Genomic DNA, 26337 nt, shown 5'->3' with positions numbered 1-26337 from the left:
GGCCGGGTTGTCAGGGTGTTCTCAGTCGTCCCGCAGGGCGGGGAACACGGTGTGCACGAGGTGGAGCACCGTGCGGGTCAGCATCACGTGCAGATCGCTCCGGCCGAGGGTGCCGCGGACCAGCCATTCGCGGGAGGCGGCCTTCAGCATGCTGCTGTGGGCGCGGATCATCGCCCGGAGTTTCTCCCGGCCCTCGGTGATGTCGGCCATCATGGCCGCCTCGAGGACCCGGTCGGTGGCGATCTCGTCGGCCTCGAGCATGATCTGGTCGATCTCCGGGTCGTTGCCGAGGGCTTCCAGGCCGATGGCGGAGAGCCACATCTCCCGGTTGCGTTCGACGACTTCGAGCCACCGGTCGACGCAGATCGACACGCGTTCCTCGGCGGTGGTGGGCGGCAGCCGTTCGGAGACGGAGGCCGGGACCACCATCATCTGCCGGACCACCTCCAGGTAGAGCTGCCGTTTGCTGCCGAAGTAGTGGCTGACCAGGGCGCGGGCCACACCGGCTTCGGCCGCGATGTCCGAGAGGGACACCGTGCTGTAGCTCCTGGCCCCGAACCGGCGGCGCGCGACGCCGAGGATCTCGGCCCGCCGGGCATCCGGCTCCATACGGCGTCGCCGGTCCTGGTGCTGAACGCCCATGTGGCGGTGTCCTTCCGTAATCGGGGGGTACATCGACTCGATGGCGGCGGCGTGGAGTTCGTCGATCGCGCGGCGCCGCAGGCTCGGTTCTGCTGTGGCCACGGCGGGCTTCCTCCCTCGCGAAGCGTGAGCGGACTCCTGAAGGTCTTCACAGTGAACGGCTATTGGCTTGGCGTCAATAGCCTGTGTCCTGCTCGCTGTTCGGCCGACAAGCCTTGGTGACTGAGCAGCCGGACGGTATTGACGCATCGCCAACATGAGCTCTCATCGGCGGCTCGAGCATCGGCACCAGAAACCGCCGGGCCACCGCGCGCGGTCGCTCGTCGTCGAGGTCGGTCACCTTGCTCGGGAGGCGACGAACCGCCGCACCACGGCCAGGGTGTGGCCCGCGTCGGCGGTCATGGACGGTACGACCGCCTCCGGCTCGGCGGCCATGAGACCGCCGATGATCCGGTTGCCGCGGATGGCCCGCAAGGAGCTCACGAATCCGAGGACGACCCGGTCGGGCACGGTCTCGGCGTCCTGGACGTCCACCTTGAACCGGTTGAGGTGGCACCGGAACTCCCGCCGTACGACCTGCTCGACGAGCCGGTCCTTGGTGGTGAACCGGCGGTAGACGGTGATCCGGGAGACGCCGGCCCGCCCCGCCACGTCCGCCATGGTCGAGCGTTTGACGCCCGTACGGCAGAACAGTTCACTTGGCGGCGTCGAGCAGACGCTCCGTCACCTCGTCGTCCCGTCCGCCACCTTCCACGGCCCCGGTGAACGCGACCTCCCGTACGGACGGGTCGCCGGACGGCCTCCCGGCGCGGGCGGCGGGGCCGGCCCTCGGACGCCGCCTGAGGGCACCGTGCCGGCACATGGCCGCCGCCGACCGGGCGACCGGCGTCGAAGCCACTCCTCACCGCAGCCGGTCCGCCCGGACGGCGGCCACCGTCCGCCCGCCGAAGCCGGTGGTCGTCTCCGCGGCGAGCAGGGAGTTGAGCACCGCCTCCTCGACCCCGTCGAGGACCGCTTCGAACAGCGGCCCGAGTTCGGTGTCGGCCACCGGCGCACCGCCGGGCCGGGTACCGAAGGCGAGGGCGTAGTCTCCGCTGCCGTGGCTGTAGGCCGCGCCCGTGCGGGCCAGGGCGAAGACCGCGCGCCGGGCGACGCGGGTGAGCTGCCGGGCGTCGAGCGGGGCGTCCGTGGCCACCACGATCATGCAGGAGCCCGTCTCCCCGTCGGCCGCGGGATCGAAGGCCTCCGGTGGGACGGTACGGCCCGACATCCGTAGTGTGCCGCCGAAGTTCGCCTGGACCAGGACGCCCACGGTGAAGCGCCGTCCGGAGAGGTCCGGCGTGCGTGAGGCCGTCCCGACTCCGGCCTTGAAGCCCAGCGCGACCGTGCCGGTGCCCGCGCCGACGCAGCCCTCGGCGACGGGCCCGTCGGACGCTCCGTCGAGGGCGGCCCGGACATGCTCCGCGCGGACGGGCCGGGCACGGATGTCGGACAGGAAGCCGTCGTTGCACTCCCCCACGACCGGGTTGAGGCTGCGCACCTCCTCGCACCCCGGCTGTTCCAGCATCCAGCCGACGAGGGCGTCGGCGACCCGGAACGCCGAGAGCGTGGAGGTGAGCAGCACCGGCGTCTCCAGGGTGCCGAGTTCGGCGAGCTGGGTCGTCCCGATGAGTTTGCCGTAGCCGTTGCCGGTGAAGACCCCCGCGGGAAGCGGGGTGCGGGGGCTCACGGCATCCGGCACCACGGCGGTGACTCCGCTGTGCACGGCGGGCGGCCGGCGGACGGTCGCGTGGCCGACGCGGACGCCCGGCACGTCGGTGATCGCGTTGAACGGTCCGGGGGCGATGTGTCCGATGACGAGACCGAGGTCACGGGCCCGGCGCCCGGTGCCCGGCGACTGTGATTCCATACGGTCCGACGTTACGCGGGCCGCTCCGTGACCGCCGTGAGGGACCGGGGGCGCAGGTCGGTCCAATGGGACTCGACGTAGTCCAGGCAGGCGTCCCGGGTGTTCTCGGCGAAGGCGACGGTCCACCCTCCCGGTACCTCCGCGAAGGACGGCCAGAGCGAGTGCTGGCCCTCGTCGTTCACCAGGACCAGGAAGCGGCCGTCGGTGTCGTCGAAGGGGTTCGTGCTCATGCTGAGTGCCTCCCAGGAACGTCAACATTAGGTTAGGCTCGCCTAATTGCAACGAGCCTAGCTTTTCCCGTTCCCCCTCACAAGGAGACGTCCATGCGCCCCCTCGCGGAGTTCGGGGTGTCCGGCAGCCCCGGTGAAGACGCGTTCTGGGAGGGGGTGAGGGCACCCGTGTCGGTGCCGGCGGACGGGGGCGGGTGGTCGACCCTGTTCCTGTGGCGGGGATCCGCCGCGAGCATCGGCTTCGAGAGCTGGTCGGATCCCGTGCCGCTGCGCCGGTGGGGCGACACGGACTGCTGGTACGCCGAGGTGCGGATGCCGGCGCGGCTGCGGGTGACGTATCAGTTCCTCGTGGACGACGTGGCGTACGCCGATCCGCTCAACCCGGTCGGCGCGGGCGGTGACCGGTCCATCGCGGCGACGCCGGACGCCCCGGAGCAGCCGCGCTGGCCGGCCGTCGGTGCCGACGGTGTCCTGCCCCTCCCCAGCACCCGGATCCGCTGGGCGAGTGAACGGCTCGGCGGGCGGCGCACCGTACGCGTCCATCCGGCCGGTGGCGGTGGGCCGGTGGTGCTGCTGCTCGACGGGGACGACTGGCTGTATCTGCACCCGGCGATGTCCGCGTTCGACTCGGCCGTCGCCCATGGCGAGATGCCCCCGGTCACCCTCGTCTTCCTGCCCGCCAGGGACCGGGAGGCCGAGTTCGCGTGCCGCTCCGAGCTGTGGGAGGGGATCCGGGACGAACTGCTGCCGCTGGTGGCGGAGTCCGGCGTGCCCGCCGACCCCGGCCGGCTCGTGGTCGCCGGACAGAGCCTCGGCGGGCTGAGCGCGCTGTACGCGGCCCTGGAGTTCCCGGAGCTGGTGTCGCGCGTGGCCTGCCAGTCGGGGGCGTTCTGGTGGACACCGGATGCCCCGGACCGGGCCGACCCGTTGGGCGGCCCGGTCGGCGGCAGCCTCGCCGCGCGACTGCGGAAACGCCCCGGACTGACCGGTCTGCGGGTCGCGTTCGACGTGGGAGAACACGAGACCCGTATGCTGCCGCACTGCGCGCTGACCGAGACCCTCGCCGAACGGGCCGGCGCGACCGTGCGGGTCTCACGGTCCGCGTCGCACCACGACCGGGCGGGCTGGCGGCACGCCCTGCTCAGGGATGTCGCCTGGGCGCTCGCCTAGGTCCTGTCACCGGGCCACCGCCCTGCGGTAGTCCTCGTCGGTGGCGAGGAGGTTGCGGTGGGTGTCCTCGGCCGTGACGACGCCGTCGTCCAGGACCAGGACCCGGTCGGCGGCGTCCAGCAGGGCCGGGCTGCTGGTGATCACGACGGTGGTGCGGCCCCTGCGCAGTCGGGCGATGTTGCGTGCGATGAGCTGTTCGGTGACCGCGTCGACGGCCGTCGTCGGATCCTGGAGCACGAGGACATCGGTGTCGGCTGCCAACGCCCTGGCCAGGGACAGCCGTTGGCGCTGCCCCCCGGAGAGGTTCGCGCCGCGGTCTCGGACACCGTGGTCGAGCCCTTCGCGGTGGAGGGCGACGACGTCGGTCAGCATGGACGCCTCCACGGCCTCGGCAATCCGCTTGCCGGTGCCCGAGGGGTCGATATTGGTACGGAGGGTGCCGGCGAAGATCTCGCCGTCGTACGGGTTCACCAGCAGCTGTGCGCGGACGGCCTCGACCGACAGCTCCCCGAGTTCGCGCCCGCCGAGCCGTACCGCACCCTCGTACGCGTCCGGCGGGACATTCAACGCGAGGACCGACGCGAGGTCGGCGGCCGCCCGGGGCCGGTAGGAGGCGATCGCCACGAACTCACCCGCGTGCACCCGGAACTTCAGCCTGCGCAGGGAGCCGTACTGCACACCGTCGACCTCGATGTCCCCGCCCGGGGGCGGGAGTTCCGTGCCCGGGGTGGTCACCGGCGGCGCGGCGAGCACCAGGGCCATCCGCTCCGCCGACGCGCGCGCGATCATCACGTACTTGGGCATCTCCGAGAACAGTTTCAGCGGTTCCATGATGAACTGCGCCAGCCCAACGGCCATCACGAGTTCGCCGATGCTGATCCGGCCGTCGAAGGCCAGCCAGCCGGCCAGCAGGGTGACCGCGCCGGCGAGGACCGCGTTGAGGGCCAGTGCGGTGCCGGCGTACGCGCCGTTCACCCTGGCGACGGTGATCGCCTGGAGCCGCGCCTCCGTGCTGACCTTTCGGTAGGCGCGGAACGCCTCGTGGTTGCCGCCGAATCCGTGCAGCGGGCGCAGGCCGACGATCAGGTCGGCGACCTTGGCACCCGCGCGGGCCACCCGGGCCTGCTGTTCCTTGGTGCTGCTGCCGATCCGCCGGGACAGCACACTGAGGACCGACAGGATCGCGGCGGTGCCCACGATCACCAGCAGGCCGAGCCGGAGATCGGCCAGCCCCAGGGCGACGGCCGCGACCACGAGCGCGACCAGTGAGCTGATCAGCAGGGGCACCACCTCGATGATGTCGGCGGTCTGGTCGGCGTCCTCGGTGGCGATGGTCAGGACCTCCCCGGACTTGAGGCCGACGTCCCGCGCCACCGGCTGGAGTCCGCGGGCGGCGACCTTCACCCGCCAGCGGTGCGCCTCCGTCGTGTTGGCCTTCTGCAGGACGCGCATCCCGAACCGCCAGGACAGCGACACGGTCGTGATGATCACCGCGAGGGCGAGCACGGACCAGCCGAGCGCGGCGGGACTGCGGTCCCGCAGCGCGTGTTCGACGATCAGGCCGAGCGCGATGGGGAACGCCGTCTCACCGGCCTGGTACAGGCCCATGAGGACGGTGCCGCCGGCCATCGCGCCGGTGTTGCGGCGGAGTGCGGTGCGCAGGACATGGGACCCGGTGAAGGGCCGCTGCTGGTCAGTTGTGGTCATCGAGATGGCGGGCAATCGCTTCCGGTGTGCGCAGGGTGAGCAGATCACGGATGGTGACGACAGGACCGTACTCCCGGCGGAGCAGTCCGATCAGCCGGACCGCGAGCATGGAGTGCCCGCCGAGGGACACGAAGTCGCTGACCGCGCTGACCTCGTCGTCGTCCAGGTCCAGCGCCTCGGCGAAGAACTCGCACACCGTGATCTCGGTGTCGGTCTCGGGGCCGCGTTCGCCGGCCGTGGTCAGGGCGCCGAGGGGTCTGGCCTCGGGCAGGGCCTTCGTGTCGGCCTTCCCGTTCACCGTGAGCGGGATGACGTCGACCTGGGCGTAGTGGGTGGGGCGCATGAAGTCGGGCAGGGCGGCGCCCACCTCGGCGGCGACCGACGCGAGGTCGGAGCCGTCCAGCACGAGGTAGGCGGCGAGCCGGTGGGCGCCGTCGACCCGCGGGTCGGGCTGGGCGACCGCGGCGGCGAACCGCACCGCCGGGTGAGCCGCGAACACGGCCTCGACCTCGCCCAGTTCGACCCGGTGGCCACGGATCTTGACCTGTTGATCGGTGCGGCCCAGGTACATCAGATTGCCGTCGGGCCGCCGGAGGACGAGGTCGCCGGTGCGGTACATGCGCTCGCCGGGCGCGCCGAACGGGCAGGCGACGAACCGGTGCGCGGTCTGGGCGGGCTGCCCGAGATAGCCGCGGGCGATGCCGATGCCGGACACGTAGAGCTCGCCGGGGACTCCGTCCGGCAGGGGCCGCAGCCACGGGTCCAGTACGTACACGTCGGTGTTGTCGATGGCGACGCCCACCACCGGGTCCTGGCATTCGAAGGTGCCGACACCGAGGGTGTTGATGGTGTATTCGGTGGGCCCGTACAGGTTGTAGCCGGCTGTCCCCCCGGTCGAGGTCAGCCGCTGCCACAGGGCGGGGGTGACGGCCTCGCCGCCCAGCAGCACCAGTGCCGGGCGCCGTTCCGGGTTGTCGAGCAGACCCTCGGCGACCAACTGCTGGGCGTAGGTGGGGGTCACGTTGACGACGTCGATGGCGTGCTCCCGGCAGTACTCGGCCAGCCGGGGTGCGTCACGGCGCAACTCCTCGTCGCAGACGTGCACTTCGTGCCCGTCGGCGAGCCAGAGGAGTTCCTCCCACGACATGTCGAACGCGAAGGAGACGGTGTGCGCGATCCGGAAGACGCGGTGGCCGTGGTCCGCCAGCACGGGTTCGAAGATGCGGCGTCGGTGGTTGATCAGCATATTGGTGAGCCCGGCGTACTCGGTCACCACACCCTTGGGCTTCCCGGTGGAGCCGGAGGTGTAGATCGTGTAGGCGGGGTGCCGCAGCCGGTGCGGGTCGTCGGGCGCGAAGGTGCGGTACGGCTCCGCCCCGGGCAGCGGGCGGTCCAGTTCGATCAGCTCGCCGGTGAGTCCGGCCAGCCGGGGCGACACGGTGCTCACGGTGAGGACGGCGTCGGGGCGGGCGTCCGCGACGATCGCGGCGATGCGCTCGTCGGGATGGTCCAGCTCCAGCGGCACGTACGCGGCGCCGGTGCGCAGTACGGCGAACAGCGCCACGATGGAGTCGAGGGACCGGGGTATCGCCAGGCCCACCGTCGTCTCGGGGCCGATGCCCCGTGCGGCGAGCACCCCGGCCACCGCGCGGCTGCGGTCCCGCAGCCGCGCGAAGGTCATGGTGGAGCCGTGGGCGACGAGCGCGACGCGTTCCGGGTCACGGTCGGCGGCGGCATCGAAGCGGTCGACGACGGTGTCCGTGCCGACGTCCGTGCGCTGCGCGGGCTCGGGCCGGGGTGCCGGGCCCGGCAGGGCGCCCACCGGTCCGGTGCAGCGGGCCAGGTCGTCGAGGACGCGCAGGTAGTCGTCGAGCAGCCGTCGGGCGTTCCCGGTGTCGTCGTCGCGGTACTCGAGTTTGACGGTGAGCCGGTCGCCGGGGGTGACGACCCAGGTGAAGGGGTAGTGGGTGGAGTCGTCGGCCTCCACCGAGGTGATGCCGTGGCGGGCGTTCATCTCGGCGAACGCCTCCATGTCCAGGAAGTTCTGGAGGACGAAGAGGTTGTCGAACAGGGTGCCGTGGCCGCCGGCCCGCTGGATCTCGCCGAGGCCGAGGTGCTCGTGTTCCATCGCGGCGACGCGGGCCTCCTGCACGGCGGTGAGGTACTCGCGGACGGTGTGGCCGGGGCGGGGCCGTGTCCACTGGGGCACGGTGTTGAGGAGCACGCCCACGATGCCGGAGAGCCCTTCGCCCTCGCGGCCGGAGACGGTCACACCGAAGACGGCGTCGCTGCGGCCGGTGCGGGAGCCCAGGAGGAGGCCGAACGCACCGGTCAGGACGGTGTTCAGGGTGACGCCGTGCACACGTGCGGCGTCCCGGAGCAGGTCGGACCGTTCGGCGGACAGGGTGTGGACGAGCGCGCGCGGCAGTTCGTCCGTGAGGGAGGGTGCCGGTCCGGCGAGCAGGGTCGGGCCGGTGAGTCCGGCCAGGTGTTCCGCCCAGAAGCGTTCCGCTGCGGCGGTGTCCCTGGCGTCGAGGGCACGGGCGTACTCCTCGAAGCCGGGTGTGGCCGGGGCAGGGTCGAGCGGTTCGCCGGCGAGGAGGGACCGGTAGGCGTCGAACAGGTCGCGCAGGACGGTCTCGCGTGACCAGCCGTCCCAGAGCAGCAGGTGGTAGCTGAGCAGCAGTCCGTCACGGCCGTCGGGCAGGCGTACGACGGTGAGCCGGACGAGGGGCGGTGCGCCGGTGTCGAATCCGGTGTCGCGGTCCCGGGCACGCAGCGCGTCGATGTCCGCGTCGGTGGCCAGTTCGACGGTGTGGACGTCGACGCGCCGGCCGGCGGCGAGGACCTGGACCGGGTTGCCGTCGTCGTCGGTGGTGAAGCCGGCGCCCACGGCCGGGTGCCGGGACATCACATGCGTCATGGCCTCGGCGAGCGCGCCGGTGTCCAGCCGTCGGTCGAAGGTGAACCAGTTCTGTGCCACATAGTGTCCGGCGGTGCCCGCCAGCTGGGCCTGGAAGTACAGGCCGCGCTGGAGCGGGGTCACCGGTGCGGTGCGCTCGGCCGTCGCGGAGGTGTGCGCGACGGCTTGCAGCGCGCTCAGCCAGTGTGCGGTGATCTCGTCGGGGATGCCCTCGGCGAGAGTGAAGACGGCACGCAGGCTGCCGGTGGCGTCGTCGAGCCAGGCGTTGACCTCGACGGCGTACGGCGTGTTCTGCTCGCCGCCGGTGAGGTGCAGTGCCTGGGACTCGCTGCCCCTGCCGAGGTAGTTGAACAGGACCTGCGGGCGGGTGGTGAGGAGCGGGGCCGTCTGCGGGTCGAGGTACCGCAGCACGCCGTAGGCGACGTGGGTACGCTCGTCGGGCTGGCGTTCCGCGACTTCACGCGCCGCCGCGACGGGGTCGGTGTGGGCGGTGAGCCGCACGGGGGCGATGGCGGTGAACCAGCCGACGGTGCGGGTGTAGTCGTGGTGGTCGAGGGCGGGGACCCTGCCGTGCCGCTCCAGTTCGATCGCGAGATCCGTGGGCGTCGCCTGGACGCGGGTGAGCGCGGTGCGCAGGGCGCCGCACAGCAGCTCGGTGAGCCCGACGCCCAGTGCGGTGGGCGCGGTGCGGGTCAGGTGTCCGGTCGCTTCGGGCGGGAGGACGGTCTCGATCTCCCTCGGCCGTTCGACGGCGGGCAGGAGTGTGGGCGCCTGGAGTGTGGTGAGCCAGTGGCCGAGGTCGTCGACGGCGCGGGCGGTGTGGAGAATCAGCGCCTCGGCGTATTCGGCGTAGGAGGTGGTCGGCGGGGGCAGGGGTGCGCCGCGCATCGCGGTGGTGAGGTCGTCCAGGAGGATCAGCCAGGACACCGCGTCGACGGCGAGGTGGTGGACGGTGACGACCAGCGTCCGGGAGGCCTCCAGCCAGGTGAACGCGACCACGTTCCCGGACTCCGGGTCGAGCCGTCCGGCGGCCTCGTTCGCCGCCGTGGTCGCGTCGGTCGTGTCCGTCGCCACGACGGTGACCTCACGGGCCGGTTCGGTGCTCAGGGCCCACACCCCGTGCTCGGTGCGCAGCCTCAGCCGCAGCGCGGGGTGCGTGGCCACTACGGCGTTCGCGGCGCGTACGGCGTCGGCGAACCCGGTGCCCTCCGGGGCCGTCAGCGCCCTGGCCTGGGCGAACCCCGCCAGTGATCCGCCCAGTTCACGACGGCGCAGGATGATCGGCGTGGGGACGACCGGACCGTCGGCCGGGTGGGCGGGAGAGGACGTCGCGGCGGGCCGGGGCGCGGTCGTCGCCAGGTGACCGGCGAGTGCTCGCGGGGTCCGGTGCAGGAACACGTCCCGGGGTGCGATCGTCAGGCCCAGTGCCCTGGCCCGGTTGACCACCGTGATGGCGACGATGCTGTCGCCCCCGGCCCTGAAGAAGTCGGTGTCACCGTCGACCTCGGAGCCGGGCAGGGTACCGGCGAAGATGTCGACCAGTGCGCCGAGTGCCGGGCCGGCGGTGCCGGGCAGCGGGGTGTCGTCCCGCGTGGCGCGTTCGGCCAGCGCCCTGCGGTCCAGTTTGCCGTTGACCGTGAGCGGCAGCGCGTCGACCGGGAGCACCCTGCCGGGCACCATGTGCACGGGAAGTTTCGCGGAGAGCCGCTCGGTGAGGTCGCCGGGCACCCGGCCCACGAGGTGTGCGACCAGGTGGTCGCCGCCGTCCGCCACGGTGACGGCCACGTCGACGACCCCGTCGAGTTCCCTGATCGCGGCCTCCACCTCACCCAACTCGATACGGAAACCCTTGAGCTGCACCTGGTCGTCGGCGCGGCCGATGAACTCCAGCTCGCCGTCGAGGGTGCGGCGGGCGAGGTCGCCCGTGTGGTACATGCGGGAGCCGTCCCCGGTGAACGGGTTCGCCACGAAACGGCCGGCCGTCAGCCCCGGCCTGCCCAGATAGCCGAGCGCCACCTGGTCGCCGGCGACGTAGATGGCGCCCACCCGGCCCGGCGGCACCGGGTGGAGGCGGTCGTCGAGCAGATGGGTGACCAAGCCGGGGATCGGGCCGCCGATCGGGCTGACGTCGTCGCCGGAGCCGAAGTCGCCGTCGGTCAGCACCCGGTGGGTGACGTGGACGGTGGTTTCGGTGATGCCGTACATGTTGACCAGTTCGGGCGATGTGGTGCCGTGCCGTTCGACCCAGCCGCGCAGCCGTCCGAGGTCCAGTGCCTCGCCGCCGAAGATGACGCGGCGCAGTGCGGGCAGGGGTGTGCCGGCGTGCCGGTCCGCCTCGATGAACTGGTAGAACGCCGAGGGGGTCTGGTTGAGCACGGTCACTCCGCGCTCGCGTACCAGCCGGTGGAAGTCGACCGGGGAGCGGGTCAGCCCGTACTCCGGGAGGAGCAGCTCTCCGCCGTGGGCCAGCGCGCCCCACAGCTCCCAGACGGCGAAGTCGAAGGAGAAGGAGTGGAACTGGACCCATACGTCGTCCGGGCCGAATCCCATGGCGGGCCGGGTGCGGGCGAGCAGCGTCACCACACTGGAGTGCGGGACGACGACGCCCTTGGGCCGGCCGGTCGATCCGGAGGTGTAGATGACGTAGGCGGGATCGTGCCAGCTCGGCGTCGTCACGGCAGCGACGGATACCGGCGGTGCCTCTTCCCCTCGCACGAGTATCCGGGCCGGTACGCCCGCCTTGTCCAGCAGCCGCGCGAAGCGGTCCCGCTGCTCGCGCTCCACCAGGACCGCCTGCGGGGCGGCGTCGGCGAGGATGTACTCCAGCCGCTCGTCCGGGTGGGCCGGGTCCAGCGGCACATACGCGCCGCCGGCGCTGACGATCGCGACGAGGGCGACGACCTGCTCGACGGAACGCGGGACGGCGACGGCGACCCGCCTGCCCGGCCCGACCCCGGCCACCCGCAGCGTGTCCGCCAACTCGTCCTTGGCCGATGCCAGTTCGCCGTAAGTCAGGGACCGGGTTCCGCCGTCGAGGCCGCACTGGGTGACGGCGGTGGCGGTCGGGTCGCGACGCGCGGCGGTGTCGAACAGCTCGCCCAGGGAGGTGGGGGTGATCGGCTCGGGAAGCCGGGCGTCCGCCGCCGTGAGGTCGTCGATCAGGGCGTCCGGGCGGGTGAGCAGGCCGGTCAGTGTCGAGGTGAACGCCCGCAGGATCTTCCGGGCGCGGGTCTCGCCCAGCACCTCGCCGTCGTGGATGAGGTTGAAGCGGGGACGGCCGTCGGGGGTACGTTCGACGACCAGGGTCAACGGATAGTGCGGGGCACCCTCGTTGAGGATGCCGCCGATGACGAGCGTGTCGTCGGGGCGCCGCAGTGCCGCCACGTCGGTCCCCACGTCGAACACCACCAGGGTGTCGAACAGGGAGCCGGCTCCCGCCAGTCGGCCGATCCGCGCCAGGGAGACGTGCTGGTGCGGCAGCACCGCGCTCTGGTGTTCCCGTACCGAGGCCAGCAGTTCGCGCGCCGTGGTGGTGCCGGTCCAACGGGCCCGTACCGGGATGGTGTTGATGAACAGGCCCACCATGTCCTGGATGCCGGGCACGTCCGCGTCCCGTCCGGAGACGGTGGAGCCGAACACCACGTCGCCGCCGTGCAGAAGGCCGCCCAGGGTCACCGCCCAGGCGCTGTGCACCGCCACACTGAGCGGCACGCCGGCCGACCGGGCCGCCGCGTCGATGTCGGTCTCGGGGTGTACGGCGATGTCGGCGAACCGGTCGGAGGGGGTGTGTCCCCGGGCGATCAGCGACGGGCCCGGCAGGCCGCCGAGCTGGTCGCTCCAGACGCGGTCGCTCTCGTCGGCGTCGCGTCCGGCGAGTCCGCGTACATGGTCCGGGAAGCCGCCGAGCGGGTACCGGGTGCCCGGCGCGTGGTACTCGGCGAGCAGCGCGCGCAGCATCGGCGGCACGGACCAGCCGTCGGCGATGATGTGGTGGACCGTCTGCACCAGGACGTCGCGGCCGGGACCGCCGCGGACGAGCGTGTAGCGCATCAGAGGACCCGTGGCCAGGTCGAACCCGGTGCGGCGGTCCCGCTCGGCATAGTCGTGGATCTCGTCGTCGGTGATGCCGGGGCGGTCCAGGACGGTGAACGGGGCCTCGGCGCCGCTCTCCAGGACGGAGACCACGCGGCCGTCGGCGAGGGCCACGAACCGTGCCGCCAGGTTCGGGTAGAGCGTGAGCAGCCGGGTGGCGGCCGCCGCGAGCCGGCCGGCGTCCACCTCGCCGTGCAGCGTGAGCAGTTGCTGCTCGACATAGGCGCCCGCCGAGTCCTCGTCGAAGACCGAGTGGAAGTAGAGGCCCTCCTGGAGCGGGGTCAGCGGCAGGATGTCCCCCAGCTCCGGCCCGTCCAGGGCGTCGACGTCGGCCTGGGTCAGCGGCACCATGGCGAAGTCGCTGGGCGAGTGGCCGCCCCGCTCGAGTGCGGCCAGTCCGGTCAGGGCCGCCCGGAAGTGGTCGGCGAGGGCCGCGATGTCCTCGTCGGTGAACATGCCGTCGGGCCAGGAGATGGTGGTGACCAGTTCGTACCCGCCGCCGGCGGCGGGTTCGGCGATCGCGTTGAACTCCAGGGGACGCGGCAGCCGCATCCTCGGGTCGCGCCGCTCCCCCAGCCCGCCGGTCGTGTGCGCGAGTTGCCAGTCCTCGGAGGAACCGGCGTCGAAGCGGCCCAGGTAGTTGAAGAGCACCTGCGGCGCGGGCGCGTCGAAGGCGGTACCGGTCAGCTGGCGCAGGGCTCCGTAGGAGACGCCGTTGTCCGGCACCCGGGCGAGGTCTTCCTTGACCCTCTTGAGTGCGGCGGTCAGATACGCGGGCGCGGTGAAGTCGGTTGCCGCGCCGGGGTCCACGACCACCGGGGCAAGGGTGGTGAACCAGCCGACGGTGCGGGACAGTTCGGGCTCGAAGCCGGCCGAACCGGCGACGAACCGTGGCTCGCGGCCGTGGCCTTCGAGCTCGATGTGCGCGAAGGTCTGGTCCTGTCCGAGGTCGCGGCGCAGGCGGGCGAGAGCGACGGCGAGTGCGGTGAGCAGGACGTCGTTGACGCCGGCGTGGAACTTCGCGGGCGTCCCGCCCAGCAGCTCGGCCGTGACCTCGGGGCCGACCGACACGGTCCGCAGGCGTTCCGTCGCGACGGTGTCGGCGGCGGACAGCGGCCGCCTGCCCACCGGCTGGTCCTCCGCGGGCAGCGGACGCCGGTAGTAGGCGCTGTCCGCGTCGAAGGCGGCGCGCTCGAGAAGTTGGGTCCAGCGGCGGAACGACGTACCCACCGGGGGCAGTTCGATCTGCGCGGCGGAGGTCGACTGCCGCCAGGCGGTGGCCAGATCGTCCATCAGGACCCGCCAGGACACGCCGTCGATCACCACGTGGTGGGCGACCAGGACCAGTTGTCGAGCCGCGCGACGCCAGACGGCACGCAGCATCACACCGCCGTCCGGGTCCAGCCCCTCGGTGGCGAGGGTGACGCACTCGTCGAGGGGGCGGTCGCTCTCCTGCCATGGCGCGACGGCCGCGTCCGCTTCCGGGATGTCGAAGCTCCAGCGGTCGCCGCGCACCAGCCGGGCCCGCAGCATGGCGTGCTGCCGGATCACGGCGGTGAGGATCGCGTCGAGGGCGTCGGCGGTCAGCTCCGGCGGGGTGTTGAGCACGACCGACTGGACGAACCCGTCGATCGCGTCCGTGGTCTCGCCGAGCCACTGCACGATGGGCGCGCCCACCACCGGCCCGGTCGCGATGTCGCGGTGGTCCACGACGGTGGGGTCCTCACGGCCCGCCACCGCGGCCAGCGCGCCCACGGTGGGGTGGGTGAAGATCTGCCGCGCCGTGACGTGGAGCCCCGCCTCACGCAGGGCGCCGAGGAGTGAGATGGCGAGGATGCTGTCGCCGCCGAGCTGGAAGAAGTCCTGGTCGACGCCGACCTCCTCGAGCCGCAGCACGGCCGCGACCGCGGCGCACACCGCGCGCTCGTCGTCGGTGGTGGGCCGTACGATCACGCCGGTCACCACGGTGGGCTCGGGCAGCGCGCCCCGGTCGAGCTTGCCGTTCGCGGTGAGCGGGAACTCCTCCAGGACGACGATGTGGGCGGGCACCATGTACGCGACCATGTGCTCGGCGGCCCACGCCTTGACCTCGTCCGCCCGCAGATCCTCGCGGCCGCCGGCCGGGATGACGTAGCCCACCAGATAGGTGCCGCCCGCGGTGTTCTTCCTCGCGACGACACAGGTGTGCCGGACGTCCGGGTGCTCCGCCAGGCCGGCCTCGACGTCCTCGATCTCCAGCCGCATACCGCGGATCTTGACCTGGTTGTCGGCGCGGCCCAGGAAGTCCAGCGTCCCGTCCGGGGTGTACCGCGCGAGGTCACCCGTCCGGTACAGCCGGGACCCGTCGTCCGCGAAGGGGTTCGCCACGAACCGTGACGCCGTCAGGCCGGGCGCGCCGACGTAGCCGCGGCCCAGGAGGAAGCCGCCCACGTACAGCTCGCCGCCGACGCCGACCGGGACCGGGCGCAGTTCGTCGTCCAGGACGTACAGCTGGGTGTTGGGGTTGGCCCTGCCGATGGACGTGGACAGGCGTTCGGCCGTACCCCGGTAGATGACGTGGGAGACGCCGATGGTGGTCTCGGCGGGGCCGTAGCCGTGGTACAGGGGGATGTCGAGCCTGGTGCGGAACCGCTCGTACAGTTCCGGGGTCAGTACCTCGCCGCCGCACCACACGTGCCGCAGGCTGTCCAGCCGGTCCGAGTCGCCCGCGATCTCCAGCAGTACGTCCAGCATGGACGAGACCAGGTAGGTGAAGGTGACGCGCTGTTCGGCGATCACGCTCAGCAGATGGTGCGGGTCGCGTTCGCCGCCGGGCCGCAGCACCACGAGCCGGCCGCCCGTCACCAGCGGCAGGAAGATCTCGTTGATGGAGATGTCGAAGGACAGGGGTGCCTTGAACAGCGAGGCGTCGTCGTGGCCGAAGCCGAGGATCTCGGCGGACTGCCACAGCAGGCGCTCACTGATCGCCTCGTGCCGGATCATCGCGCCCTTGGGCCGCCCGGTGGAACCGGAGGTGAAGATCACGTAGGCCAGGGCGTCGCCGGGGACGGTGATCGCGGGTCCGTCCGTGGGGTGGGAGCCGTGGCGCCAGTCGCCGAGGTCGACGGGCACGGCGTCCGGTTCGGCCGGGTCGTGCTCGCCCGAGTCGTTGAGCTGCAGCACGACCTGGGCGTCAGCTATGACGACGGCCCGGCGTGCGGCGGGCCACTGTGGATCGAGCGGCACGAAGGCGCAGCCGGCGCGCAGGACGCCCAGCAGCCCGATCACCAGGTCGGCCGAGCGTCCCAGCGAGATGCCGACGACCTGTTCGGCGGTGAGCCCCCGTTCCTTGAGGTGGTGGGCCAACTGGGCCGAGTACGCGGCGACTTGACTGTACGTCAGGGAGCGCCGCTCGTCGACGACGGCCACGGCGTCCGGCCTGGACTCCGCCTGGTCGAGGAACAGCTCCACGATGGTCGGGCGCACCCGGTCGGCGTGGGTGTCGTTCCACTCGGCCAGGAGGCCGAGCCGTGCGTCCGCGCCGGCCGGGGCGATGGTGCCGAGGGGCCGGTCCGGGAAGTCGGCCAGGTCGTCCAGGGCGAGCTGCGCGTCGGCCGTGACGACACCGTCGGGGACGGCGATGCTGCGGCCGTCGGCGCCGGCCGCCCAACCGGTCGGCGGGGCACCGCCGTTGTCGACCCAGCCGAGGACGTCGGCGAACAGGGTGGCGGGGGTGAGATCGATGCCGTCGGGTCCTTGGCCGGTCGCCCAGTACGACAGTGCGAGGGCGCACGCCCGGGTGATCGTCCTGTCGGAGTAGTCGCCGGTCCGCCGGCGCACATCGGTCAGGCGGGTGGGGGAAAGCCGTACGAGACGAGCGCTCGGTTCCATCGAAGACTCAGCACCCTTTCCAAGGAAATGAGAGCAAGCAACCTGACTTAGGCTTACCTAACTACCCTCGCGCCATGCCTGCCAGAGGCGCGCGTACCGGCCGTCCGCGGCCACCAGCTCCTCGTGCCGCCCCTGTTCGACGACGCGTCCGGCGTCCAGCACGGCGATCCGGTCGGCCGCCATCGCCTGGGTCAGCCGGTGTGCCACGAACAGGGTGGTCCGGCCCTCGCAGGCGGCCAGCACGGCGCGTTCCAGCTCGGCGGCCCCCTCACTGCCGGCCTCGGCGGTCGACTCGTCGAGCACCACCACCGGCGCCCTGGTCAGCACCAGCCGGGCCAGGGCGATCTGGGCGACCTTGGTGACGTCCATACGTGCGCCGCCCTCGCCGACCGGGGTGTTCAGCCCTTCGGGCAGGGACTCGGCCCACTCGCCCGCGCCGGCCGTGCGCAGGGCTGCCGTCAGCTCGGCGTCCGTCGCCTCCGGTGCCGCCAGCCGCAGGTCGGCGGCGAGCGGACCGGAGAACACATGGGTCTCCTGGGTGAGGATGCTCACCAGTGCCCGTGCCCCGGCCTCGTCCAGTCCGGCAAGGTCGGTCGGGCCGATGCGTACCGACCCGGCCTGCGGTGTCCCGATGCCGGCGACCAGCGCGGCGAGGGTGGTCTTGCCGGCGCCCGTCGCCCCGACCAGCGCGAGCGAACCGCCCGCCGGGATGGTCAGGTCGACGTCCCTGAGCACGGGTTCCTCGCCACCCGGATAGGTGAACGTCAGTCCCCGTACGGTCACCGGCAGTGGCGCCGTGCCGGCCGGCAGGGAGGTCGCGTCACCCACCAGGCGCTCCTCGGCGGGCTCGCCCAGGACGCCGACCAGCCGGGTCAGGCTCGCGCCCGACTTCTGCGCCTCGTCGAAGGTGAACATGATCAGGCCCAGCGGGCCGAACAGCCGGTGGAACAGCAGCGGCGCCGCGGACACCTCGCCCAGCGTGGCGGCGTCGGCCTCCAGCAGGGCGTACCCCACGACGATGATGAGGACCAGGCCGATGAACTCGGCACGGTTCTCCCTGCCCACGAAGCGGCCGAAGAACCGGAAGACGTCGATCCCGAGATCGCGCACCCGCCAGGACTCCCGGGTCACCTGCTCCCGGAACGCCTCCTCCAGACGGTAGGCCCGGACGGTGTCGATCCCGTTCAGGCCGCTGATCAGGGCCTGTGCGCGGTCGGCCTGGGCGATGCGCTGCTCCCGGTAGAGCGGCGCCGACCGGGGCAGGTACCAGCGCAGGGCGAGCGCGTACGCGGGCAGCGCGCCGGCGCCCGCCAGCCCGAGCCGCCAGTCCAGGCCGAACATGCCGAGCGTGGCGATGGCGACCAGCACCCCCGCCGAGAACACCGTGGGGACGGCCGTACGGATGCCCTTGGAGATGACGGCGACGTCGTCGCCGACCCTGGACAGGACGTCTCCCCTGCCGACCTGCTCGATGCGTGCGCTGGGCATGCCGAGGACGGCACGGACGGCGCCCTCGCGCAGCCGTGCGAGGAGATCGGCGCCCAGCCGTCCGATCAGAAAGGTCGACACCGCGGTGGCCGCCGCGCCGAGCAGCGCGGCGGCCCCGATCAGTACGCCGATGGTGACGAGGACCGAGCGTGACGCGCCGTCGGCCACGCCGTCGACGACCCGGCCGAGCAGGAGGACCGGGAGTACCTGGAGGGCCGCCCCGGCCACCGTGGTGAACACGGTGGCGGCCGTCAGCCAGGGCACGTCGCGGCAGTGGGCCGCGACCCATCGGGTCGCCTCGCGACCGGTCGCCGTGCGCAGCGCGGCCGGGGCGACGCGTGGTGCGGTCGTGGTCACACCGCTGCCCACGGGGCTCGCGACCAGGGAGCGCGGCCGGCCGTCTTCATTCGGCCGCCGACTTGACGAGCTCGTCGACGGCGTACGGCATCGACAGCAGGGTGCCCTGCGAGATGGCCGCGCCGACCGCGGGGCCCTCGCTGTCCAGCAGATACGACACGTTGCCCTTCTTCACGGCGTCGAGGTTGGCGAAGAGCTTGAACTTCTTCAGCGCCTCGGTGTCCGCCTTGTCGTTGATGACGAAGATGTGGTCGACGTCGACGAGGTCCACGCGCTCGGGGGAGAGCTTGGTGTAGAAGCTGCCGCCGGCGATGTCGTCGATCTTGGTCTGGTAGGTGAAGCCGATGCCCGACACCAGGCGTCCGCGTACGTCGGTGGAGGTGAAGGGCGCCACCGAGTTCTCGTACCAGGACAGTGCGACGGCCGACTGCCCGGCGAACTCGGGGTGGTCCTTCTTGGCCGTGTCGAGCTTGCCCTCGATGTCCTCGACCATCTTCGCGCCCTCCTCGGCCTTGCCGAGGGCCTTGGCGATGTGCAGGGCGTTGTCCTGCCAGGGTGCGCTGAAGAGTTCCTTCTCGGCCTTGGTTCGGCCCACCGTCGGAGCGATCCTGGAGAGCTTGTCGTAGCCGGCCTGGTCGATCTCGGAGTAGACCGCGATGATCAGATCGGGGCGCAGTGCGGCGATCTTCTCGTAGTTGGGGCCGGCGTCACCGTTCTTCATGATGACCTCGGGCCTGGTGTCGCCCCACTTGTCCTTCACCCAGGGCCACTGGGTGTTGATGTCGGGGCTCTGCCCCGTGGGGTTCGGGTACTGGTCGGTCATGCCGACCGGCTTGACGCCGAACGCCAGGGCGGTCTGGTCGTCGGTGTAGCCGACGGTGACGACGCGCTCGGGGGCCTTGTCGACGGTCGTGGACCCGAACGCGTGCTCCACGGTGACCGGGAAGGCGCCGCCCGCGGCGGTCGAACCGGTGTCGGCCGCCTTGTCCGAGGCGCCCGAGTCGGAGCCGCATCCCGCGAGGAGCCCGACCCCGAGCGTCGCCGCGGACAGGACCGCCGCCACTCGTCGCCATGGTCTCGTACGCGTCGTTCTGTGGTGGAGCATCCGGTGTCCCCTTGCTCGTGCGCTGTCCGCTGCGCCCCTGACCGAGGGCAGGCAAACCGTACCCCATGGAGATAAGGCAAGCCTAGCCTAACCGGTATAACGTTATTGCGGACTAGGCGAGTTGAACGTGCGTACGGCCGATCGGCACGATCAGGGGCCGGTCGCCCACCGGATCGTCGATCACCTTGGCCCGCAGTCCGAACGCCTCCCGCAGCAGCTCGGCCGTGATGACGTCGCGCGGGTGGCCCTGGGCGAGGACGGAGCCCTCGCGCATCACCACGAGGTTGTCGCTGTAGCGCGTGGCCAGATTGAGGTCGTGCAGCACCATCACCACCGTGCACCCTGACCCGCGCAGGTCGTCGACCAGGTCGAGTACGTCGACCGCGTGCGCCAGGTCCAGATAGGTCGTCGGTTCGTCCAGGAGCAGCAGGTCGGTGCCCTGGGCCAGGGTCATGGAGATCCAGACGCGCTGCCGCTGCCCGCCGGACAGGGTGTCGACCGCGCGGTCGGCCAGGTCGGACACGCCGGTCATGGCCAGGGCGCGCTCCACCACCCCGGCGTCGTCCGACGACCACTGCCGCAGCCAGCTCTGGTGCGGATGGCGGCCCCGCGCGACCAGGTCGGCCACCGTCAGCCCCTCGGGGGCGACCGGCGCCTGCGGCAGCAGACCGAGCTTCTTCGCCACGTCCCTGGTCCTGAGTCCGGCGATGTCCTCGCCGTCCAGCACCACCGTTCCGCCCGTCGGCTTCAGCAGCCGCGCGAGGGTCCGCAACAGGGTCGATTTCCCGCAGCCGTTGGGGCCGATGATGGTGGTGACCACGCCGGACGGGATGGACACGTCGAGACCGTCGATGACGGTGCGCGCGCCGTAGCCGACCGTGACACCGTCGGCCGTCAGCCGCGAGGCTGCGTCCACCTTCGTCGCGATCTTGGTCATGGACCGAGTGGCCACAGGGCCCTCCTCGTCGATTCGTGCATTGCTTCTTTACCCGTTATCCGCGCCTGTTGGCACGCACCAGCAGATGGACGAGGAAGGGGCCGCCTATCGCCGCGGTGACCACACCGACCGGAAGGGTGAAGGGCAGTGCCGTGCGCGCGATCAGGTCCGCGCCGATCAGCAGCAGGGCGCCGAACGCCCCGGAGGCCACCATCGGCGGGGTGGGGCACCGTGCCAGTCGCATCGCCACCTGCGGCGCGACCAGCGCCACGAAGGGGACGGGACCGGCCGCGCCCACCGCCACGCCGGCCAGCAGGACCGCGCACAGCAGCAGCACGGCGCGCACCGCCGAGTAGCGGACGCCCAGGCCCGCGGCGACGTCGTCGCCGAGATGCATCGGCTTGAACTGGAACGCCACGCCCGTGACCACGATCAGCAGGACGAGCGTGCCCCACAGGGCCACCCGGACCTCGTCCCACGACCGGTCGTCCAGCGAGCCGACGAGCCAGGCCTGGGCCTGGGCGACGTCCCTGATGTCGGCAGTGACCAGCAGCCAGGAGGTGATCGCCTCCGTCACGGCGCTCACCGAGACGCCGATGAGGATGAGCCGGAAGCCGTCGATGCCGCGCCGCCACGCGAGGAAGTACACCAGCAGCCCGGTGCCGAGTCCGCCGAGGAGCGCGGCCGCGGACAGACCCACGGAGTTCATGATCGCCGCCGAGGTCCCGCCCGACACGGTGACCAGGAAGACGGCGGTCGCGCTCGCGCCGCCGGTGATCCCGAGCACGTCCGGACTGGCCAGCGGATTGCGGGCGATGGACTGGGTGATGGCGCCGGACACGCCGAGCGCGATGCCCACGACGAGCCCGGCCAGCGCGCGCGGCATCCGCAGGTCCATGATCACGAACTCGTCGACCTGCTCGCCCCGGCCGGCCAGCGTGGCCATCACCTGGGGCAGGGCGATGGGGAAGTCCCCCACGGCGATGGACACACAGAACAACAGGAACGTCACGGCCGCCAGCAGCAGCGTGACGAGCACGAGCCAGGGCCGCCACACGAACGACACCCCGCCGAACCGCACGCCCGGCGTCGACGACGCCTTCCCGTCCGCCCCGTTCACCTTCACCCCGGCCCCGCTCACGCGTTCCTGAACTTTCCGCGCCACACCAGTACCGCGAAGAACGGGGCGCCGAGCAGGGCGACGAGGATGCCGGCGTCGAGTTCGCCCGGCCGCACGACCAGACGCCCCACGATGTCGCAGACCAGCAGGACGACCGCGCCGAGCAGACCGGCGTACGGCACCAGCCAGCGGTAGTCCGGGCCGGTGAGGTAGCGGGCCACATGGGCCACCATCAGCCCGACGAAGGCGATGGGGCCGCAGGCCGCCGTCGCCGCGCCCGCCAGCAGGGTGATGGCGGCGATGCCGACGGTGCGGGTCAGCGCGATGTTGACGCCGAGGCCGCGCGCGACGTCGTCGCCCAGGTTGAGCAGGTTGACGGCGGGCAGCGTGGTCAGTGCCAGCACCAGCCCGGCGGCGATGAACGCGGTCACCGGCCAGATGACGTCGAAGCCGACTCCGGCGACGGAGCCGGCGTTCCAGAACCGCAGCGCGTTCAGGGAATTCTGGTCCGAGAGCGCGACCGCGGTCGTCATCGCCGCCAGGAACACGGTGACCCCCTGCCCGGCCAGGGCCAGCGTCAGCGGATTGCCGGCCCCCCGGCCGATGCTCGCCAGTCCGAACACCACCACGCCGGCGACCGCCGCCCCGAGGAAGGCGAACCAGAGGTACTGGAACGGGTCGGAGAGCCCGAACACGGCGATCGCCGTCACCACGGCGAACGACCCGCCGGAGTTCACGCCCAGCAGGCCGGTGTCCGCGATGGGGTTGCGCGTGTACCCCTGGATCAGTGCGCCACCGACCCCCAGGGCGACGCCCGCCACGATCGCGAGGACCGTACGGGGCACCCGCACGGTGCGCACGATGAGTCTGATCTCGGTGAGCCGCTGGTCCGGCTCCGGCGCCGCGAACAGCCCGTGCCACACCTCCGAGGGGGTCAGCGCCCGGGCGCCGACGGCCAGCGACACGACCCCCGCGATCACGAGAAGCACCGCCAGCGCGCCCAGTCCCGTGACCCGCCGCCGTCGGGGACCGGTGATGGTCCCGGGAGCGGCGGGACCCACCGCAGTCGTGCTCATGCGGACGTACGTTACCGGGCGGTGCCATCGGCGACCGAACGTGCTTCGTCCGAGGCGGACTTGAGGCCCCGGTCGAGGAGCGAGTCGAGGATCTCGCCGACCCTGACAGCGGTGTTGGACAGCAGCGAGGAGGTGATGCCGTGGGTGTGCTCGGTGCCGCCCTGCAGATAGATGCCGCAGCGCAGACCGGGGTCCGTGGCGATGCGGTAGTCCCGTTCGACGCGGACGCGGCCCTCCTCGTCGCGCAGGCAGCGGTCCGCGACCTCACCGAGCAGACCGACGGGGTCGGCGGGTGTGTAACCGGTGGCGAAGACCACGACGTCGGCGTCCAGCCGGGTCTGTTCCCCGGTGACCAGGGAGGTGACGGTGGCCTCGACGCGGTCGGGGGTCTCGGTGACGTCGGTGAGCCGGGAGACGTTGAGGAAGCGCAGACGTTCGGTGCCGAGCACCTTCTCCTGGTACATCTGCCGGTAGAGGTCGTCGATCAGATCGATGTCCACCACGGAGTAGTTGGTGTTGCCGTGGTAGTCCATCAGCCGGCGTTTGACGCTGTCCGGGGCGGTGAAGTAGTCGTCGACGGCGGCGGGGTCGAAGATGCGGTTGGCGAATCCGCTGTCGTCGGCCGGGCTGTAGCCGTAGCGGGCGAAGACGGCGCAGACCTCGGCCTCGGGGAAGCGGCGGTGAAGGTAGGCGACGTTCTCGGCGGCGCTCTGTCCGGCGCCCACGACGACGAACCGGGTCGGGGCGGTGCCCTCCAGTTCGCCGACCCTGGCGAGCAGTTCGGAGTTGTGCCAGACGCGGTCGGTGCGCTCGGTGTTCTCCGGCATGAGGGGACGCAGGCCGGTGCCGATGACGAGGTTGCGGGCGCGGTGGACGGCGAGCCCCTCCCCCGACCGGACCGTCACGTCCAGGTACTCGACGCCGTCGTCACCGGCGACGGGCATGACGCCGACGACCTCGTGGCCGTAGGAGACCATGTCGTCGACCTTGCCCGCGGCCCACTCGAAGTAGTCGTGGAACTCCACACGCAGCGGGAAGAGGTTCTTGTGGTTGATGAAGTCGATCAGCCGTTCCCTGCTCTTGAGGTAGCACAGGAAGCTGTACTCGCTGGCCGGGTTCCGGAGCGTCACCAGGTCCTTGAGGAAGGACACCTGCATGGTCGCGTCGTCGATCAGCATGCCTCGGTGCCAGCCGAAGCGCGGCTGCTGCTCGAAGAAGTGGGCGCTGACCGCCCCCTCACCGCCGGCGCGTGCGTTGTGCTCGCTGAGTGCGATCGCCATGGCCACGTTGGACGGACCGAAGCCGATACCAATGATGTCGTGGACCAGTGGGGCGTCGTCAGGACGAGCCTCTGCCATGTCACTCCCATCGTGCGGACGGCGGCCGTGCGGGGCAGGCCGCCTTTGGTCGAGCATCGGGAAGTACGGAGGATGGGCACGCCGAAGAACCGCGCCCCAAACTTAGGTAAGGCTAAGCTCAGCTCGGAAGGCTGTCCATAGCGCAAAACGGACACCTGGCGGCTGGCGGACCGTCAACGCACGCCCCCATGAGCCCCGTTGACCGCTTAGGTAAGCCTTGCTTTACTGTCCTGGCCCATTCCTGGCACGAGGAGGAACCACATGCGGGTCGTCATGTTCGGTTACCAGACCTGGGGGCATCGCACCCTGCAAGCCCTGCTGGACTCCGAGCACGACGTGGTCCTGGTGGTGACACACCCGAGGAGCGAGCACGCGTACGAGAAGATCTGGAGCGACTCGGTCGCCGACCTCGCCGAGGAGAACGGCGTACCGGTCGTGATCCGCAACCGGCCCGACGACGAGGAACTGTTCGAGCGGCTCAAGGAGGCCGACCCGGACATCATCGTGGCGAACAACTGGCGTACGTGGATCCCTCCGCGCATCTTCGGCCTTCCGCGGCACGGCACCCTGAACGTGCACGATTCGCTGCTGCCGAAGTACGCGGGCTTCTCTCCGCTGATCTGGGCCCTCGTCAACGGTGAGCCCGAAGTGGGCGTCACCGCGCACATGATGAACGACGAGCTCGACGCCGGCGACATCGTCCGGCAGGAGGCGGTGCCGGTGGGGCCGGCGGACACGGCGACCGACCTCTTCCACAAGACGGTCGCCCTCATCGCCCCCGTCACCATCGGCGCGCTGGACCTGATCGCGTCCGGCCGGACGGAGTTCACCCGGCAGGACCGCTCCGGGGCGAGTTTCTTCCACAAGCGGTCCATCGAGGACAGCCGTATCGACTGGTCCTGGCCGGCGGAGGACCTGGAGCGTCTGGTGCGTGCCCAGTCGGAGCCGTATCCGAGCGCCTTCACCTTCCACAAGGGCGCGCGCCTCGAGGTGCTGGCCGCCGTCGTCTCGACGGGACACTACGGCGGCACTCCGGGCCGGATCTTCTACCGCGAGGGCGACGGCGTGGTGATCGTCGCCGGAGCCGACGCCCGTACCGGCCGCAATCGCGGCCTGGCCATCACGCGCGTACGGACGGAGGACGGCCGGGAACTGCCCGCGACACGGTACTTCACGTCGATGGGCGGCTATCTGACGAACCAGCCCTGACCCGCAGGGGGTGGACCCCTGCGGCGGGAGTGGCCGATGGAGTCGGCGATCGGGTCGATTTCGCGGGCCGTCTCCACCGACGCGGTCGGGTTCTGGGACGACGTCCACGGGGCGCGGCCCGCGGCCGCCGAGCCACGGCCCAACGTGCGGCTCACCGAGGCGGTCGCCGGTCTGCCGGGCGGCGATGTGCTGGATCTGGGGTGCGGGGCCGGGGGCGACGCGCTGTGGCTGGCCCGGCAGGGGTGGCGCGTCACCGCCGTCGACGTCTCGGGCGTGGCCGTCGGGCGCCTTGCCTCGCTCGCCGTCGCCCACGGTCTGGACGACCGGATCACCGCCCGGCGGCACGACCTGCGCGAGTCGTTCCCGGACGGCGGGTTCGATCTCGTCTGCGCCCACTATCTGCACACGCCCCTCGAGCTGGACCGGGCGGCCGTGCTGCGCCAGGCCGCGCACGCCCTGCGGCCGGGCGGGCGGCTGCTGGTCGTCGACCACGGATCGACCGCCCCGTGGTCATGGGACCAGGGCCCCGACGTCCGCCACCCGGCCCCGGGCGAGGTCGCCGCGGACCTCGCCCTGGACCCGGCCGAGTGGACGGTCGAGCGGGCCGACTCGCCCCGCCGGATCGCGACCGGACCGGACGGGCGGACCGCCGAGGTCACCGACCATCTGCTGCTCGTCCGCCGCGCGGTCCGGCAGGGAGACACCATGCGCCACGACACCCCGCCGCCCCGCACCGGTAACAGCGAGAGCGAGGTCCTGCGCGGCTTCCTCGACTATCTGCGGACCTCGGTCGCCGCGAAGGTCGAGGACGCGCCCGAACCGCAGGTCCGGACCGCCGCGGTGCCGTCGGGCACGAATCTGCTCGGGCTGCTCCACCACCTCACCTTCGTCGAGCGCGCGACCTTCCTCGGGGAACGGGTCACCGACTGGCCGGCCACCTTCCGGGCCGCTCCCGGCGACAGCGTGGCCGACGTCGTCACCCGTTACCGGCAGACGGTCGCCCGGGCGAACGAGGTGCTCGACAGGAGCCCCGCCCCCGGCGTCCGCCGGGCGCTCGCCCACATGATCGAGGAGACCGGCCGCCACGCGGGGCACGCGGACATCCTGCGTGAGCTGATCGACGGGTCGACCGGACGCTGACCTC

The 26337-nt window shown here is 71.8% G+C and carries 16 protein-coding genes and 1 pseudogene; 4 read left to right on the top strand and 13 right to left on the bottom strand.

Annotation, left to right across the window (positions count from 1 at the left end; translation table 11 throughout):
- Positions 1–21: 21 nt before the first annotated feature.
- The 5 genes from ACGFR9_RS09350 to ACGFR9_RS09330 form a co-directional block, all read right to left on the bottom strand.
- The gene (locus tag ACGFR9_RS09350) at positions 22–744 is read right to left on the bottom strand and encodes a TetR/AcrR family transcriptional regulator (protein ID WP_393204659.1); all 723 of its coding nucleotides are present in this window, start codon (positions 742–744) and stop codon (positions 22–24) included.
- 234 nt (positions 745–978) lie between these two features.
- Positions 979–1302, bottom strand: a complete 324-nt coding sequence (locus ACGFR9_RS09345; protein WP_393204656.1) for a TetR/AcrR family transcriptional regulator — start codon at positions 1300–1302, stop codon at positions 979–981.
- A 34-nt stretch (positions 1303–1336) separates the two neighbouring features.
- Positions 1337–1540: a hypothetical protein gene (locus tag ACGFR9_RS09340; protein ID WP_393204653.1), complete on the bottom strand. Its 204-nt coding sequence runs from the start codon at positions 1538–1540 to the stop codon at positions 1337–1339.
- A 3-nt stretch (positions 1541–1543) separates the two neighbouring features.
- Positions 1544–2551 carry a P1 family peptidase gene (locus tag ACGFR9_RS09335; RefSeq protein WP_393204650.1) on the bottom strand — a complete coding sequence of 336 codons (1008 nt, stop codon included), beginning with the start codon at positions 2549–2551 and terminating at the stop codon, positions 1544–1546.
- 11 nt (positions 2552–2562) lie between these two features.
- Positions 2563–2781 carry an MbtH family protein gene (locus ACGFR9_RS09330; protein WP_393204647.1) on the bottom strand — a complete coding sequence of 73 codons (219 nt, stop codon included), beginning with the start codon at positions 2779–2781 and terminating at the stop codon, positions 2563–2565.
- A gap of 93 nt (positions 2782–2874) precedes the next feature.
- On the opposite strand from ACGFR9_RS09330, the gene ACGFR9_RS09325 reads away from it, so the two are divergent.
- Positions 2875–3951 carry an alpha/beta hydrolase-fold protein gene (locus ACGFR9_RS09325; protein WP_393204644.1) on the top strand — a complete coding sequence of 359 codons (1077 nt, stop codon included), beginning with the start codon at positions 2875–2877 and terminating at the stop codon, positions 3949–3951.
- 6 nt (positions 3952–3957) lie between these two features.
- On the opposite strand, the gene ACGFR9_RS09320 is transcribed toward ACGFR9_RS09325, so the two are convergent.
- The 8 genes from ACGFR9_RS09320 to ACGFR9_RS09285 form a co-directional block, all read right to left on the bottom strand.
- Positions 3958–5658 (bottom strand): ABC transporter ATP-binding protein, encoded by a 1701-nt coding sequence (locus ACGFR9_RS09320; protein WP_393204641.1) that lies wholly within the window; start codon positions 5656–5658, stop codon positions 3958–3960.
- A complete protein-coding gene (locus ACGFR9_RS09315; protein ID WP_393204637.1) occupies positions 5645–16543 on the bottom strand; it encodes an amino acid adenylation domain-containing protein in 10899 nt (3632 codons plus the stop codon). The genes ACGFR9_RS09320 and ACGFR9_RS09315 overlap by 14 nt, the downstream gene beginning before the upstream one ends.
- A 57-nt stretch (positions 16544–16600) precedes the next feature.
- Complete coding sequence (locus ACGFR9_RS09310) at positions 16601–18388, bottom strand: ABC transporter ATP-binding protein (protein WP_393204634.1); 1788 nt, start codon at positions 18386–18388, stop codon at positions 16601–16603.
- Positions 18389–18434: 46 nt separating this feature from the next.
- The gene (locus ACGFR9_RS09305) at positions 18435–19493 is read right to left on the bottom strand and encodes an iron-siderophore ABC transporter substrate-binding protein (RefSeq protein WP_393204632.1); all 1059 of its coding nucleotides are present in this window, start codon (positions 19491–19493) and stop codon (positions 18435–18437) included.
- A gap of 112 nt (positions 19494–19605) precedes the next feature.
- Positions 19606–20430 carry an ABC transporter ATP-binding protein gene (locus ACGFR9_RS09300; RefSeq protein WP_393205199.1) on the bottom strand — a complete coding sequence of 275 codons (825 nt, stop codon included), beginning with the start codon at positions 20428–20430 and terminating at the stop codon, positions 19606–19608.
- A gap of 55 nt (positions 20431–20485) precedes the next feature.
- Entirely contained in the window at positions 20486–21571 is a 1086-nt protein-coding gene (locus ACGFR9_RS09295) for a FecCD family ABC transporter permease (RefSeq protein ID WP_393204629.1), read from the bottom strand.
- Complete coding sequence (locus tag ACGFR9_RS09290; protein WP_393204626.1) at positions 21568–22626, bottom strand: FecCD family ABC transporter permease; 1059 nt, start codon at positions 22624–22626, stop codon at positions 21568–21570. Before ACGFR9_RS09290 ends, ACGFR9_RS09295 begins: the two co-directional genes overlap by 4 nt.
- Before the next feature lie 11 nt (positions 22627–22637).
- Positions 22638–23984, bottom strand: coding sequence for a lysine N(6)-hydroxylase/L-ornithine N(5)-oxygenase family protein (locus tag ACGFR9_RS09285; protein WP_393204623.1), 1347 nt, complete (start codon positions 23982–23984; stop codon positions 22638–22640).
- 261 nt (positions 23985–24245) lie between these two features.
- On the opposite strand from ACGFR9_RS09285, the gene ACGFR9_RS09280 reads away from it, so the two are divergent.
- The 3 genes and pseudogenes from ACGFR9_RS09280 to ACGFR9_RS09270 all read left to right on the top strand — a co-directional run bounded on the left by ACGFR9_RS09280 (position 24246) and on the right by ACGFR9_RS09270 (position 26333).
- Positions 24246–25193 (top strand): methionyl-tRNA formyltransferase, encoded by a 948-nt coding sequence (locus tag ACGFR9_RS09280; protein ID WP_393204620.1) that lies wholly within the window; start codon positions 24246–24248, stop codon positions 25191–25193.
- 36 nt (positions 25194–25229) lie between these two features.
- Positions 25230–25880 (top strand): annotated as a pseudogene (locus tag ACGFR9_RS09275) (SAM-dependent methyltransferase); the annotation flags it as partial.
- Between the two features lie 18 nt (positions 25881–25898).
- Positions 25899–26333 (top strand): DinB family protein, encoded by a 435-nt coding sequence (locus ACGFR9_RS09270; protein ID WP_393205196.1) that lies wholly within the window; start codon positions 25899–25901, stop codon positions 26331–26333.
- Positions 26334–26337 lie beyond the last annotated feature (4 nt).

The sequence above is a fragment of the Streptomyces sp. NPDC048584 genome, assembly GCF_043199595.1.
Classification (GTDB): domain Bacteria; phylum Actinomycetota; class Actinomycetes; order Streptomycetales; family Streptomycetaceae; genus Streptomyces; species Streptomyces edwardsiae.
The sequence above is the reverse complement of the archived record's forward strand: the minus strand, read 5'-3'. Positions and strand labels throughout refer to the sequence as shown.